Here is a 13,531-nt window from a genome sequence, read left to right as displayed (position 1 = left end):
ATGACTGATCTGAACAAACTGGGCTTGGCCGAGGCCCGCGACCTGCTGCGTAAAGGCGAAACCACATCCGTGGAGCTGACGCAGTCCTGCCTGACAGCCATTGATGCAGCCGGTGCACTGAACGCCTTTGTCCACAAAACACCCGAACTTGCGCTGGAACGTGCCAAGGCCGCAGATGAGCGCCTGAAGGGTGACAATGCGCCTGCAATGTGTGGTTTGCCGATTGGGATCAAAGACCTGTTCTGCACCAAAGGTGTCGACACCCAGGCCGGTAGCCGCATTCTTGAAGGCTTCAAGCCCGAATATGAGTCGACTGTCAGCCAGAACCTGATCGACAACGGCGCGGTGATGCTGGGCAAGCTGAACATGGACGAATTCGCCATGGGCTCGTCTAACGAGACTTCGATTTACGGCAATGCGGTCAGTCCTTGGCGTCGTGGCAATGACGATGCCGAGCTGACACCGGGTGGTTCATCCGGTGGGTCTGCGGCTGCAGTTGCGGCTGACCTGTGTCTGGCCGCAACCGGCACAGACACAGGTGGCTCGATCCGTCAGCCTGCTGCCTTTACCGGTACCGTTGGTATCAAACCAACCTATGGCCGTTGTTCGCGCTGGGGCACCGTCGCCTTTGCCTCGTCGCTGGATCAGGCTGGCCCGATGACCAAGTCGGTGCGCGATGCTGCTATCATGCTCGAAGCCATGTGTGGCCATGATGCCAAAGATTCGACCTCGGCCGATTTGGCGGTGCCGAACTTTGAGGCCATGCTGACCGGTGACATCAAGGGCAAGAAAATCGGTATCCCCAAGGAATACTGTATGGACGGCATGCCGGGTGAGATTGAACAGCTTTGGGCCGATGGTACAGCCATGCTGAAGGCAGCCGGTGCCGAGATCGTCGACATCTCACTGCCGCACACTAAATACGCGCTGCCGGCCTATTATGTTATCGCGCCAGCCGAGGCTTCATCGAATCTGGCCCGTTATGACGGCGTCCGCTATGGCCACCGCGCCACGCTGGAAGCAGGCGATGGCATCACTGAAATGTACGAAAAGACCCGCGCCGAAGGCTTTGGTCACGAAGTACAGCGTCGGGTAATGATCGGCACTTATGTGCTGTCGGCTGGCTTTTATGACGCCTATTACAACCGCGCGCGCCGCGTGCGTACCCTGATCAAGAAAGACTTCGAGGATGTCTTTGCTGCGGGTGTAGATGCGATCCTGACCCCGGCTACCCCTTCGGCTGCTTTTGGTCTGGGTGAAATGACCGATGCGGATCCTGTGAAGATGTACCTGAATGATGTGTTCACTGTGACCGTGAACCTGGCGGGTCTGCCCGGAATTGCAGTTCCAACAGGCTTGGACGCGCAAGGTCTGCCGCTTGGTCTGCAGTTGATTGGCAAACCATGGGAAGAGGGTGACTTGCTGAACACCGCCTACGCGCTTGAGACCGCGGCTGGGTTTGTAGCCAAACCGGGCAAATGGTGGTAAACATCCGCGCAAACAAGAGCAGAAAAAGCAGGTAGAAGTGATGCGCGTATTTGTCTCCCTCATCTCTGTGGGTAGTGTACTGGCCTTGGCCGCCTGTACGCCGCCCATCCCGGATAGCGGTGCCGAGGCTGGGTTCGACACCAGCCCGTTTGACGCTGCGCCGCCTGCCGGGACAACTATCTTTGGCGAGCCTCTGGTGCCGCCAGTCCAGGTCGAGAGCACGTCTCTGGACGCTCCCAGCGCTGCACCACGCAGTGCGGGAAGTTCCAGCAGTGCAGGGAGCCTGAGAGCAGATTCCGGTAATGCAGACATCGCCAGCGAAACGGCTGCAACCCTATCGGCCGCGCAGAGTAACTCTGGTCAAGCTCCGCTACAGGCCAGCCCCTCGAATCCGGCGCCGCTTGTGATCGCAAATGCCGGTATATCGGATGAAAACGATTTTGGCGCGGTATCGTCCCGGCAAACAATTGCAAGTGACGCCGACCGGATCGCGCAAAACCGCTCGCAGTATCAAGTCATTGAGCCCTCCGCAGTGCCAGTGCGTCAGGGGGATGCGGGGCCCAACGTGGTAAGCTACGCGCTTAGCACCAATAATCCGCTCGGTAATCGCATCTTCAGCCGCACAGGCATCAATCTGCGCGCCAAGTCTGCGCGCAATTGTGCGGGATACCGATCGCCAGATTTGGCCCAGCAGGCATTTCTTGAGGCAGGTGGCCCTAAACGCGACCGACTGTCTCTTGACCCCGATGGAGATGGTTACGCCTGTGAGTGGGATCCAATTATCTATCAGCACGCGGTGAGAAACTGAGCGGGTCAGCAGATACTGCCGCAGCTTGCTGGCATCCCAGCCCGAATTTCGGGCCGCGCCGTGATGGCCTGACGCCTTCGCTGATCGTGATCCACTACACCGCAATGGCAAGCGCGTCTGCGGCGCTGCAGCGCTTGTGTGACCCATCGTTTGAGGTGTCGGCGCATTATTTGATTGGTGGTGACGGCACCTGCTGGCAAATGGTGGCCGAGTCTCAACGCGCCTGGCATGCTGGCGCCGGGGAATGGAACGGCCAGGACGATATCAATTCCCGCTCGATTGGCATCGAGCTGGATAATCTCGGCAATCACCCATTTTCTGAGCCTCAAATGGCCCGGCTGGAAGAGCTTCTGGTGGACATTATGACGCGCTGGGCGATCCCATCTGAGAATGTGATTGGGCACTCCTGCATGGCTCCGGGGCGCAAACATGACCCGGGCCCTCATTTTGACTGGGCCCGCCTAGCAGCACAGTCGCTGGCGATTCCCGGCGGGCATGGTTCAGCGCCACAAAATGCCGCAGAACAGATGCAGGTGTTCCGTTCGCTGGCGCAAAGGCGGGGCTTCACCGCAGATGTGGATGACGAAACACTGCTTCAGGCCGTGCGCCTGCGTTTCCGATCTGCGGGCAAAGGGCCATTGGCGCCGGAAGATTTCTCCGTTTTGGGCGACGGCACTTGCTGAACGTGAGCCTTGCGAGGCTCTGCCTCGCGCTCCGGGATATTTAGGCCAGATGAAGGGGATCCCGCTTTCTTCTTGTTTCAAATACTTTGGGGTGAATTGGTAGTAGACCAAGAGGGGAAAGGCCACTTGTCCTTCTGATACTTGACGCCAGTTGTAAGCCAACGTAGTGCCAGAGGCGCGCAGAGGGCTGGATGGCCGCGGGGGGCGCAAGCCCCGCGAGGAAAGTCCGGACTCCATAAGGCAGTGGTGCCGGGTAACGCCCGGGCGGGGTAACCCGACGGAGAGCGCCACAGAAAACAGACCGCCGCATTTAGGTGCGGTAAGGGTGAAACGGTGGAGTAAGAGACCACCGCGCTGCTGGCAACAGGAGCGGCACGGCAAGCCCCACCAGGAGCAATGCCAAATAGGACCCCCGCGTGGGCTGATCCTGGCAACAGGATATCGCCGCTAGGTACGCTTTAACCGAGAGGGGTCGGGTTGGCAGCTTGAGGTTCGCAGCAATGCGCGCCCTAGAGGAATGGTCATCGAAGGGGGCAACCCCGGAACAAAATCCGGCTTATAGGCCCTCTGCGCATTTATCCCTCCGAATTCTATTGACTTGGGGGCTGGGGAGGGTACAAGCCGACCTCGAATAGATATTTACCGGAAGGCCCCTGCCTTTTCGGACGCAGGAGAAGCACCATGGCGAAGCCTACCACAATCAAGATCCGCCTGAACTCGACCGCGGGCACCGGCCACTTCTATGTGACCAAGAAAAACGCACGGACTATGACCGAAAAAATGGTCATCCGTAAGTATGACCCGGTTGTACGCAAGCACGTCGAGTACAAAGAAGGCAAAATCAAGTAAGCCTTCTGGTCAGGACTGACTAGCAACAGGGTCTCGCACTGCGGGGCCCTGTTTCGTTTTAGGGAGTAAAAGTGAGTATTATTGTTCGGCCATCCACCAAAGCAGATTTCGCAGCGGTTGATTCGCTGTTGGCGCGTAGCTACCCTAAACTGCTAAAGTCGGATTATGCACCATCGGTATTGGTCACGGCTCTGCCAATCATCAGCCGGGCACGGCCCGGATTGATTGCCTGTGGAACCTATTACGTTGGCGTGGACAACGATCAGGTTCTGGCGGCAGGAGGTTGGACGCGGGATCGAGTACGGGCAGACAAAGGGCACATTCGGCATGTGGTGACAGATGACCGAGCCCTGCGTCGGGGTATCGGACGAGCCATCCTGGGCCACACAATTGAAACCGCGCGTCAGGCCGGAGTAATCGAGCTTGAGTGTGCATCGACGCTGACCGCAGTTCCTTTCTATTCGTCTGTTGGATTTGAAGTCGAAGAGGATATGATCATTGAACTGGCACCTGGTATCCAGTTCCCTGCAGTGCGCATGCGACAGGTCTGGCAGTAAACTCAGCGCTCTAATGTCCCTAGCTTTTGGACTAAAGGCCCGCATTTAGGAGCAGCCGGACAGAACTTCGGGTGGTAGTCCTGCCGTGTTATTAATGCCTTCACAGCGGCGTCGCTTAGTATCCTCAACTTGATTTAACTTGTTCCAGAATATCTGGTCTCGGTGCAATGAAATGCACTGTATCGCCATATTTCTAGCGCAACCTATCATTGAATTGGAGGTGCGAAATGCAAGGTTCTTATCGGATGCTGACTATCCTGGGCCTAGTTGTGTTGGTTCTAATGGCGGGTGCGATACAGGCCGACCCAGAAGCGCACCCTATGGTATTGAACTTCCCACCCGCGGTTGAAACGCAGGTGGTGGGGGACATGGATTAGGGAGCCATTTCACAAGCGTCCGGAATGTGGGTGGGCTGGCAAGCAAACGACAGCCCAAAGCACGATACGAGAATCGGTTCTTTAGGCCCGCCATTCTGCCATGCTCATAACCGGAGCCAAGCCCATGCCTGACATCAACGCCGCTGAGGCTGCATCAAAAGGGGCATAGGTCGTCGCTATGACCTCGATCCCCTGGGCGCTGACCTGCGACTTCATTTCTGCCATCAGTGCCTTGCCAACGCCCATTCTTTGCCACGGGCCTTGCACGGCAATGTGATGCATCATGGCCCGCGTCTCAGCGGCGCGCACGGGCAGAGCAGGGCGATGTTCCACTTGATAGATCAGGTACCCTAGTAAGGCCCCTGTCGGGCTAACTGCCCCAAGCGTAAACATACCCTCAGTGCCCAGCCAGTCACTCAGCCAGGCCTCTAGATCTTTGTCGCGGGGGTTGGCCGCATAACGGCTTGGCTGGTGTTCTACATGCAGCGCATGCACGCCTTGCAACAACGGCACCAGACGGGCCGAGTCTGACGCGGGAATATCGATTATCTTCATGACAATTCTCACTGGTTCTAGAAACGAGAAGGGGCGGATCAATGTGATCCGCCCCTTGCTGAATTTGGTATGTGGTGGTGCGGTTATTCGCGATTACCAAACAGCTGGAGCAGGAACATGAACATGTTGATAAAGTCCAGATAGAGGCTCAGCGCGCCCATGATGGCAGCCTTGCCCAGCATTTCCTGATCGCCGGAATGGGCCAGCTCAAGGTAGGTGGTTTTGACTTTCTGAGTGTCATAAGCAGTAAGGCCAGCAAAGATCAGCACGCCAATGGCCGAGATCGCGAACATCATCGCGGTCGACTGCATGAACATATTGACGATCATCGCGACAAACAGGCCGATCAAACCCATCATCAGGAATGTGCCCATCGCGGACAGGTCTTTCTTGGTAGTGTAGCCGTACAGCGACAGACCAGCAAAGGCGATCGATGTAATCAGGAACACCTGAATGATCGACTGACCGGTGAACACCAGAAAGATCGAACTGATCGACAGGCCCATCAAGGTCGCAAAGACATAGAACATTGTCTGCACGCCAGCGGCGGACATACGGTTCATTGCGGCGCCGAAACCAAGGAAGATAAAGGCCAGCGGTGCAAACATGATGACGTACTTCAACGGCGTCATATAAATCGTGCTACCAAAGGACGTCAGGTACTTGTTAGCACCAATTTGCGCTACTGCACCTGAAGGATCCGCAGTAACCGCCAAGCCTGCGATAGCCCAGGCTGCCAGGAATGTGATAAACATGCCTACGGACATCGTGCCGTAGACTTTGTTCATATGGGCGCGAAGGCCCGCATCGATCTCGGCGGTGCGGGCACCGGCAGCGGATCGAATAGTGTCAAATTGTGCCATGTGTCATGGTCTCCGTTTGAAATCTCTTGCATCGCCAGTTGCGGCTGCGCTCCCGCTAAATATCGGGTGAACGCAGTTGATATTCAAGTATTTCGTAGTCAATTTGACGGAAAAACGCGAAAGGACGGGGCCATTCTGGGCTCCCGTCCTTTTCATCATGTGTTTTGACCGTATTTTACCGGCTTAGCAGCGCCATGTGTCTGGGGCATCCCAGAATGTGCGGCGGGCTTCAGCGTCGGCTTGGCGGCGTGTCAAGCCAATGTCTTCCAATGCGCTATCGCTCAGGGCTTTCAGAACGCGGCGCTGTTTCCAGACTGCAAGACGCGCAGCAATGCCCGAGATCAGGGAGGAGCGGCGTGGAGCGGGTGTGCAGGTGTTTGCGATATAGGTCATTGTTCTTGTCCTTTCCGGAGATCTTGATGTTTTTCGATCTGTTGATCAATTCTGTTGATGTATATGGCGGAATGTGATTGATATTGGAAACGAATGTTTTTGAACCAACCCATCAAGGATTGTGATAATGCGAAATCTCGACATCACCACACTGCGTTCTTTTGTAGCTGTGGCAGATAACGGCGGTGTGACACGAGCAGCCGGGTTTTTGCATTTGACCCAGTCTGCGGTGTCCATGCAGTTGAAGCGTCTAGAGGAACTTCTGGGGCTGCAATTACTGGATCGCTCGGGCCGCACCATTGCATTGACGGCTTCTGGCGAGCAGCTATTGGCCTATGCGCGCCGTATGGTATCGCTGAACGACGAAGTCATTGGACGGCTGACGGATCAGGTCTATGAGGGGGAGATCGTACTGGGTGTACCCTATGACATTGTCTACCCAGCGATTCCGCAAGTGCTGCAACGTTTCAATGCCGCTTATCCCCGGGTACGGGTGCAAATGGTCGCCAGCAATACACGTCAGTTGAAAGAGCAGTTTGGCAAGGGCGAGTGTGATCTGATTCTGACCACTGAAAGCGCCAGCAACGATGAAAGCGAAACGCTGGCCGAACGTCCGCTGCGCTGGATCGGCGCGCCGGGTGGCTCTGCATGGCGACAGCGGCCTTTACCGATGGCCTTTTGCCGGTTCTGTACGTTCCGCCCCAAAGCAGTAGAACGGCTGGACAAGGCCGGAATCTCTTGGGACATGGTTGTGGAAACCGAAAGCGACCGGACTATCGAAGTGACGGTTGCGGCGGATCTGGCTGTCCAAACAATGATTGATGGCACTGAGCCGCAGCATTTGGTCCAAATCGACCATGGCGGAAGCCTGCCAGACCTGCCTGTGCAAAAAATCAACCTGTATGGCGCCGAGGCGACTGGGTCACATATTGTCGCCGAGATGTCGGATTTTCTGCGCCAAGCCTTTAGCAGTGTTCCAACACCCTTGGCATCGGCCCAGTGGCATGCGGCCTAATTGTTTGTAGTCCGGCCATATGTCGGGCTGCACTAATATTCTGAGATGCATAGCAGCGGTCCGAAACCAATTCACAGGTCTGCGGTTAGGTTTCGGGCATTGTAATCACAACTTTGCCCGTCGACTTTCGGTTGCGAAGCAGGTCCATACCCTCTGCAACTCGGTCTAGCGGCAGGCAGTGGCTGATATGCGGCTGCAACTTCCCATCGACAAACCATTCCAACAGGGTCTTCATGGAGCCATGTACGACGTCGGGATGGGATTTGAGATACCCCCCGATGTAAAATCCAATGACCGTCAGGTTTTTAACAAGCAAGTGATTGGCCGGAATCTGAGGGACTTCGCCACCGGCGAACCCAATTGGCAGCAGGCGACCACCGGGGTTTGTGGCCCTGAATGCTGCTTTCCACACATCACCGCCGACGACATCGTAGACGACATTCGCCCCGCCAAGTGATTTCACCATGCTTCGCAAATCTTCATCTGCATCAATCAGGTGATCTGCCCCTGCAGCGCGCGCGATTGCGAGCTTGTCAGCCCCACGAGCCTGCGCAATCACCCGCGCGCCCATCTGTTTGCCTATTTCAACAGCCGTCAGCCCGGCACCGCCGGCCGCACCAGTCACCAATAGTGTTTCGCCGGGTTGCAACCGTGCACAGTGATCCAAGGCGACATGGCCGGTGCCATAGGTGATCTGAAACGCTGCGGCCTGTTCAAATGACATTTGGTCAGGAATTTTGATTGCGCGGTTGGCGTCAAATACTCCACGTTCCGCCAGCCCGCCATGGCCGCAAAACACCGCGACCCGATCCCCTAGCGAGAGCCCAGAAACCTCCGGCCCGATCGCTGTAATGACCCCGGAAATCTCCATTCCCAGAGTGAACGGGGCCTTGGGTGTGTCCTGATATGTAGAATTTTGCATAAGTATATCTGCAAAATTCAACCCACAGGCGAAAACTTTGACCTGAATTTGACCTAAACCCGGTTCGGGGCAGTCGAGATGAACCAGGCGAGGCTCAGCGTTAGAGGCAGACATATGATAGGCATGCATATTAAAAATCTCTATTTTTCCGAACGCTAAGAAGTTTTTTACCGGCGCTAAGAAGTTTCCGACAAGAACTGTTAACGGAGAATCATCAAAACCAACCCTCGCTATTTTTGGGGAGGAGCGGTAGAGGATATTTACACGAAAAACGTGAGAAAAAAGGCCCCCGAAATCAGATATTTGGAATAAAGAAACCGTGAACCGAGTGACGCTGGGGTTGAATTCAACCAAGAAGAGCGTAGTGTTAATAGCAGTGGTTGAGTTTGGATTGTTGATGGGGACGGATTGAAGGCTGTGCAGAGTGGTCTGCGTAAGGTTTCAATCTAAGTTTGGCACTCAAACCTATGACCGATAATTTTACATGAGGAGATAAGCATGGCTCATCCCGTAGACGTGCATGTGGGGAAGCGCATCCGGCACCGCCGCTGGTTGACTGGAATGACCCAACAGCAGCTGGCCGAACAGGTCGGTATCAAGTTCCAGCAGATTCAGAAATATGAAACCGGTGCAAACCGTGTCAGTGCCTCTCGCCTTTGGGATATCGCGGACTCACTGACTGTTCCGGTGAGCTTCTTTTTCGAAGGCCTGGATGGGGCTGACGAAGCTGGAGCTGACAAATCCTCGGTGCCTGCAGACCTGATGGGTGACAAGGAAGCTTTGGACTTGGTTCGGTCCTACTATGCGATCCCTGAAAACCAGCGCCGCCGCCTGTTCGAACTGGCGCGTGTGCTCAGCGACGTGGCCTGATCGCGATCGGCCTTTTGGCTTGCAATAGACGCGGTTGAGTGGCAACCGATGGGGATGACCTCAACCGCGTTTACCGACCTCGAGATTGCTCATATGCTGGCCGATGCTGCCGGCGCTGCAATCCTACCTCACTTCCGCCGTTCCGACCTGAATGCCGAGAACAAGCTGGCAGAGGGTTTTGACCCCGTGACCATTGCGGATCGTGCCGCTGAACAGGCGATGCGAGTTGTTTTAGGTGAACACCGGCCCGATGATGGCATCTGGGGCGAAGAGTTTGGCCAAACATCTGGAACCTCTGGCCGCACTTGGGTTCTGGACCCAATCGACGGCACCCGAGGTTTTATCAGTGGCACCCCAACCTGGGGCGTGTTGATCGCCCTCAGCGATGACAACGGCCCATTTATGGGCATTGTCGATCAACCCTACACAGGTGAACGCTTTGTCGGATCTGCGAACGGCGCAGACATGACAGGGCCGATGGGATCTCAGCCCCTGCGAACCCGGACAACTAGCAACCTGGATCAAGCCATTTTGTTCACCACTTTCCCCGAGGTCGGCACCCCGCAAGAACGCGCCGGGTTCGAAAGTGTTGCCAGCCAGGTCAAACTGGCCCGCTATGGGATGGATTGCTACGCCTATGCGCTGCTGGCAGCAGGGCAGGTGGATCTGGTGATCGAGGCAGGATTGAATGCCTATGATATTCAGGGCCCCATCGCAGTAATCCAGGCGGCTGGCGGCGTTGTCACCAACTGGCAAGGCGGTCCGGCTCACGATGGCGGTCGGGTCTTGGCTGCGGCCAATCCAAATATTCACGCCGCTGCCTTGGATATTCTGAAAAACGCTTGAGCGTAAGGGGACCGTCGGTTATTTGACACTAGCCGAGTCCTTTGCCCCTTCTGTCGGCGACACTACACACTTCGTACCGAAGCGGGCCAAATGCGAAGTGTGAGGGCAAAATGCCAGAAACTCTGATTCAAAAAGCCGATACCATTATCACAATGGATGATGGCGGGCAGGTACTGCATGGTGCCGACTTGCTGATCCGTGATGGCGTAGTGGCTGCCGTGGGGCAGGGGCTGCAAACTACAGGTGACGTCATCTCGGGTCGTGGCTGTGTGGTCACCCCGGGGTTGGTGAATACCCATCATCATCTGTACCAAAACCTGACCCGCGCCGTTCCCGGCGCTCAGGACGCGCTGCTGTTCGGCTGGTTACAGCGGCTCTACCCAATCTGGGGTCGCTTTGGCCCGGACGAGATGTTCGTTTCAGCACAGCTAGGCCTGGTCGAACTGGCCCTGTCTGGCTGCACGCTCAGCTCAGACCACCTTTACCTTTACCCGAATGGCTCTCGGCTAGAGGACACCATTCACGCCGCCGCAACAGTTGGCCTGCGGTTCCACCCCACCCGAGGCGCCATGAGCATTGGTGAAAGCGACGGCGGATTGCCACCCGATGCGCTGGTCGAACAGGAAGAGGCCATCCTGAACGACATGATCCGGGTAGTAGACGCCTTTCACGACCCGGCCGAAGGATCAATGTGCCGCGTTGGTCTTGCACCTTGCTCGCCTTTCTCGGTCAGCCGTGGGTTGATGCGCGACACTGCGATACTGGCCCGTGACAAGGGGGTGATGCTGCACACTCACCTAGCTGAAAATGACGAAGACGTCGCCTACTCCGAATCCCAGTTCGGCTGCCGCCCCGGCCAATATGCCGAAGACCTTGGCTGGACCGGTGACGATGTCTGGCATGCCCATTGCGTCAAATTGGACGTCACTGAAATCGATCTGTTTGCCAGCTCTCGCACCGGTGTCGCTCACTGCCCCTGTTCCAACTGCCGCCTTGGCAGCGGCATCGCCCCGGTACGCCAGATGCGAGATGCAGGCGTGCCGGTTGGCCTGGGTGTTGACGGCTCAGCCAGTAATGACGCAGCAAATCTGATCGGCGAGGCGCGTCAGTCGATGCTGCTGCAGCGCGTGCAAAACGGCGCTGACGCGATGAGCGCCTATGAGGCGTTAGAAATGGCCACCCGTGGCGGGGCTGATATCCTTGGTCGTCCCGACTGTGGCCGCCTGGCTCCCGGTAAACGCGCCGACATCGCCATCTGGGACACCACAGGTGTCAGCTCCAGCGGCAGCTGGGATCCCGCCGCGCTGTTGCTTGCTGGCCCCACGCAGGTAAAACATCTCTTTGTAGAGGGGCGTCAAATCGTGCGCGGCGGTGAAATCACTTCTCTGGATCTGCCGCAACTGCTACAGCGTCACAACACATTGGCGCGCAAATTGATGGAGGCTTGAACAGTTGAAACGCCTGACACTGGTCCTGATCAGCCTGCTGTTTTGGGCCTTGCCTGTCTCGGCTGCTGACGTCGATCGCAGCGCTGCCACCAGCAGCATCAATGCTCTTCGGTCAGACAGGAACCTGCCTGAATTACAGTATTCCAAGAAACTGGAAAAAGCAGCCCGCCGCCACGCCGAGGATATGGCCAGAAATGGCTTCTTTTCCCACACAGGCAGCGATGGATCAGGCGTGGGTGACCGCGTCAGGCGCAGCGGCTATGGCTGGTGCACGGCTGCCGAGAACATTGCATCAGGCCAACCTACATTGGTTGACGTCATGCAATCATGGACAACGTCACAGGGGCACCGAAAGAACATGCTGCACAAAGCCGTCAGCGAATTTGCACTGGCCCGCGGGTCAGGCAATATCTGGGTTATGGTGCTGGCGCGTCCGGGTTGTTGAATGCGCAACCCATCTTTCTTCTTGTCTTAAATACCTCCGCCGGAGGCACGCCCGCGCCTGCGGGCGTTTTTCTTAGACTGGCTTGCCGCCTATCCAAACTTCGGCCACAGCGCGGTCATCGCCCATCATAATAGTGGCAAAAACCGCCTCCCACAGATCGTTCGCCTGCGCAGTGCGCTGGGAAATCGCAGGGGTCGACTCCAGATCCAGAACAACCAAGTCAGCCTCCATACCCGTAGCAACGTTGCCGATCTTATCCTCCAACCGCAGCGCCGCCGCGGATCCTTGGGTGGCGAGCCACAACAGCTGCGATGCGTGCAACGGCGTGCCGCGTAACTGGCCAACTTCATAAGCCGCCGCCATGGTCCGCAGCATGGAAAAGCTTGACCCGCCACCAGTGTCGGTGGCCAGACCGATCCGCTGGCCCTCGGCCATCAGGCCGTTCATGTCGAACAACCCAGATCCGATGAATGTGTTCGAAGTCGGGCAGTGCACCAGCGCAGCACCATATTCCCGCAAACGATGCCGCTCGCGCTCTTCCAGGTGAATGGCGTGGCCATACAATCCGCGCGCGCCCAGCAGGCCAAACTCTTCGTAGGTGTCCAGATAATCCCGTGCCTGCGGAAACAGAGATTTGACCCATTCGATCTCATCAACCTGCTCGCTCAGATGTGTTTGCATCAGGCAGTCAGGATTCTTGGCCCAAAGCGCCCCCATGGCCTCTAGCTGGTCCGGGGTCGAGGTTGGTGAGAAACGAGGTGTAATGGCGTAATCTAACCGATCAACGCCATGCCATCGTGCGATCAGAGCTTCACTGTCATCATATGCAGTCTGCGGCGTGTCGCGTAGGCCATCCGGGGCATTACGATCCATACAGGTCTTGCCTGCTACAATCCGCTGCCCGCGCGCCTGTGCTGCCGAAAAGAGGGCATCGACGCTTTCTGGGTGGATCGTACAGAAAGAACACACTGTGGTGGTGCCATTGGCTGCTGTCAGATCCAGATACCGATTTGCAACCTGGTCGGCATAAGCGCGGTCACCAAACCGCATTTCTTCAGGGAAGGTATAGGCATTCAGCCAGTCGATCAGCCGCTTGCCCCAGCTGGCGATGATGGCTGTCTGTGGGTAATGCACATGGGCATCAACGAATCCGGCCATGATCAGTTTGTCGCCGTGATCGACCAGTTGTGCCATTGGCAACAGGGTCTGCATGTCCTGCAGCGATCCAGTGCCTGCGATCACCCCATCCCGAATGGCAACGGCTTCAGACACTTGCACCGCATCCTGTGGCGCACCCTCATCAAAGGGAGAACGCAAGAAGGATAGAACCTTCCCCTTCAGGATAATCTCGGTGCTCATATCGCGTGTCCTTTCCTTGCCAGACTGTGTCCTACAGGATAGCCGCAGCAGCC

Annotated in this window: 16 protein-coding genes and 1 other RNA gene; 12 read left to right on the top strand and 5 right to left on the bottom strand. The window is 56.7% G+C overall.

What is annotated here, in order from left to right; all coding sequences use genetic code 11:
- The 7 genes from gatA to DL239_RS04030 all read left to right on the top strand — a co-directional run bounded on the left by gatA (position 1) and on the right by DL239_RS04030 (position 4,762).
- The gene (gatA, locus tag DL239_RS04060; RefSeq protein ID WP_167682557.1) at positions 1-1,488 is read left to right on the top strand and encodes an Asp-tRNA(Asn)/Glu-tRNA(Gln) amidotransferase subunit GatA; all 1,488 of its coding nucleotides are present in this window, start codon (positions 1-3) and stop codon (positions 1,486-1,488) included.
- A 40-nt stretch (positions 1,489-1,528) separates the two neighbouring features.
- Positions 1,529-2,296 (top strand): hypothetical protein, encoded by a 768-nt coding sequence (locus DL239_RS04055; RefSeq protein WP_167682555.1) that lies wholly within the window; start codon positions 1,529-1,531, stop codon positions 2,294-2,296.
- Positions 2,293-2,979 (top strand): N-acetylmuramoyl-L-alanine amidase, encoded by a 687-nt coding sequence (locus DL239_RS04050; RefSeq protein ID WP_167682751.1) that lies wholly within the window; start codon positions 2,293-2,295, stop codon positions 2,977-2,979. Before DL239_RS04055 ends, DL239_RS04050 begins: the two co-directional genes overlap by 4 nt.
- Before the next feature lie 179 nt (positions 2,980-3,158).
- An RNA gene (gene rnpB, locus DL239_RS04045) (RNase P RNA component class A) lies at positions 3,159-3,554 on the top strand.
- Positions 3,555-3,660: 106 nt separating this feature from the next.
- Positions 3,661-3,828, top strand: coding sequence for a 50S ribosomal protein L33 (gene rpmG, locus DL239_RS04040; protein ID WP_008206879.1), 168 nt, complete (start codon positions 3,661-3,663; stop codon positions 3,826-3,828).
- Between the two features lie 71 nt (positions 3,829-3,899).
- Entirely contained in the window at positions 3,900-4,385 is a 486-nt protein-coding gene (locus DL239_RS04035; protein ID WP_167682553.1) for a GNAT family N-acetyltransferase, read from the top strand.
- A 227-nt stretch (positions 4,386-4,612) separates the two neighbouring features.
- A complete protein-coding gene (locus tag DL239_RS04030) occupies positions 4,613-4,762 on the top strand; it encodes a hypothetical protein (RefSeq protein WP_167682551.1) in 150 nt (49 codons plus the stop codon).
- Between the two features lie 81 nt (positions 4,763-4,843).
- Here DL239_RS04030 and DL239_RS04025 read toward each other — a convergent pair whose 3' ends face one another.
- The 3 genes from DL239_RS04025 to DL239_RS04015 form a co-directional block, all read right to left on the bottom strand.
- The gene (locus DL239_RS04025) at positions 4,844-5,317 is read right to left on the bottom strand and encodes a GNAT family N-acetyltransferase (protein ID WP_167682549.1); all 474 of its coding nucleotides are present in this window, start codon (positions 5,315-5,317) and stop codon (positions 4,844-4,846) included.
- An 83-nt stretch (positions 5,318-5,400) separates the two neighbouring features.
- Entirely contained in the window at positions 5,401-6,180 is a 780-nt protein-coding gene (locus DL239_RS04020; protein WP_167682547.1) for a Bax inhibitor-1/YccA family protein, read from the bottom strand.
- A gap of 183 nt (positions 6,181-6,363) precedes the next feature.
- Positions 6,364-6,573 carry a DUF1127 domain-containing protein gene (locus DL239_RS04015; protein ID WP_167682545.1) on the bottom strand — a complete coding sequence of 70 codons (210 nt, stop codon included), beginning with the start codon at positions 6,571-6,573 and terminating at the stop codon, positions 6,364-6,366.
- 127 nt (positions 6,574-6,700) lie between these two features.
- Here DL239_RS04015 and DL239_RS04010 point away from each other — a divergent pair, with 127 nt between their 5' ends.
- Positions 6,701-7,588: a LysR family transcriptional regulator gene (locus DL239_RS04010; RefSeq protein ID WP_167682543.1), complete on the top strand. Its 888-nt coding sequence runs from the start codon at positions 6,701-6,703 to the stop codon at positions 7,586-7,588.
- Between the two features lie 85 nt (positions 7,589-7,673).
- On the opposite strand, the gene DL239_RS04005 is transcribed toward DL239_RS04010, so the two are convergent.
- On the bottom strand, positions 7,674-8,639 hold the full coding sequence (locus tag DL239_RS04005; RefSeq protein WP_167682541.1) for an NADPH:quinone oxidoreductase family protein: 966 nt from the start codon (positions 8,637-8,639) through the stop codon (positions 7,674-7,676).
- A gap of 369 nt (positions 8,640-9,008) precedes the next feature.
- On the opposite strand from DL239_RS04005, the gene DL239_RS04000 reads away from it, so the two are divergent.
- The 4 genes from DL239_RS04000 (at position 9,009) to DL239_RS03985 (ending at position 12,119) form a co-directional block, all read left to right on the top strand.
- Positions 9,009-9,380: a helix-turn-helix domain-containing protein gene (locus tag DL239_RS04000; protein ID WP_167682539.1), complete on the top strand. Its 372-nt coding sequence runs from the start codon at positions 9,009-9,011 to the stop codon at positions 9,378-9,380.
- Positions 9,381-9,434: 54 nt separating this feature from the next.
- Positions 9,435-10,226, top strand: coding sequence for a histidinol-phosphatase (gene hisN / locus DL239_RS03995; RefSeq protein WP_167682537.1), 792 nt, complete (start codon positions 9,435-9,437; stop codon positions 10,224-10,226).
- Positions 10,227-10,336: 110 nt separating this feature from the next.
- Complete coding sequence (locus DL239_RS03990) at positions 10,337-11,674, top strand: 8-oxoguanine deaminase (protein ID WP_167682534.1); 1,338 nt, start codon at positions 10,337-10,339, stop codon at positions 11,672-11,674.
- A 4-nt stretch (positions 11,675-11,678) separates the two neighbouring features.
- Positions 11,679-12,119 (top strand): CAP domain-containing protein, encoded by a 441-nt coding sequence (locus DL239_RS03985; protein WP_240931706.1) that lies wholly within the window; start codon positions 11,679-11,681, stop codon positions 12,117-12,119.
- Positions 12,120-12,191: 72 nt separating this feature from the next.
- Here the strand turns inward: DL239_RS03985 and guaD are convergent, their stop codons facing one another.
- Entirely contained in the window at positions 12,192-13,478 is a 1,287-nt protein-coding gene (gene guaD, locus DL239_RS03980) for a guanine deaminase (RefSeq protein WP_167682532.1), read from the bottom strand.
- Between the last annotated feature and the right edge of the window lie 53 nt (positions 13,479-13,531).

The organism is Parasedimentitalea denitrificans (genome assembly GCF_011813015.1).
Lineage (GTDB): Bacteria > Pseudomonadota > Alphaproteobacteria > Rhodobacterales > Rhodobacteraceae > Parasedimentitalea > Parasedimentitalea denitrificans.
The sequence above is the reverse complement of the archived record's forward strand: the minus strand, read 5'-3'. Positions and strand labels throughout refer to the sequence as shown.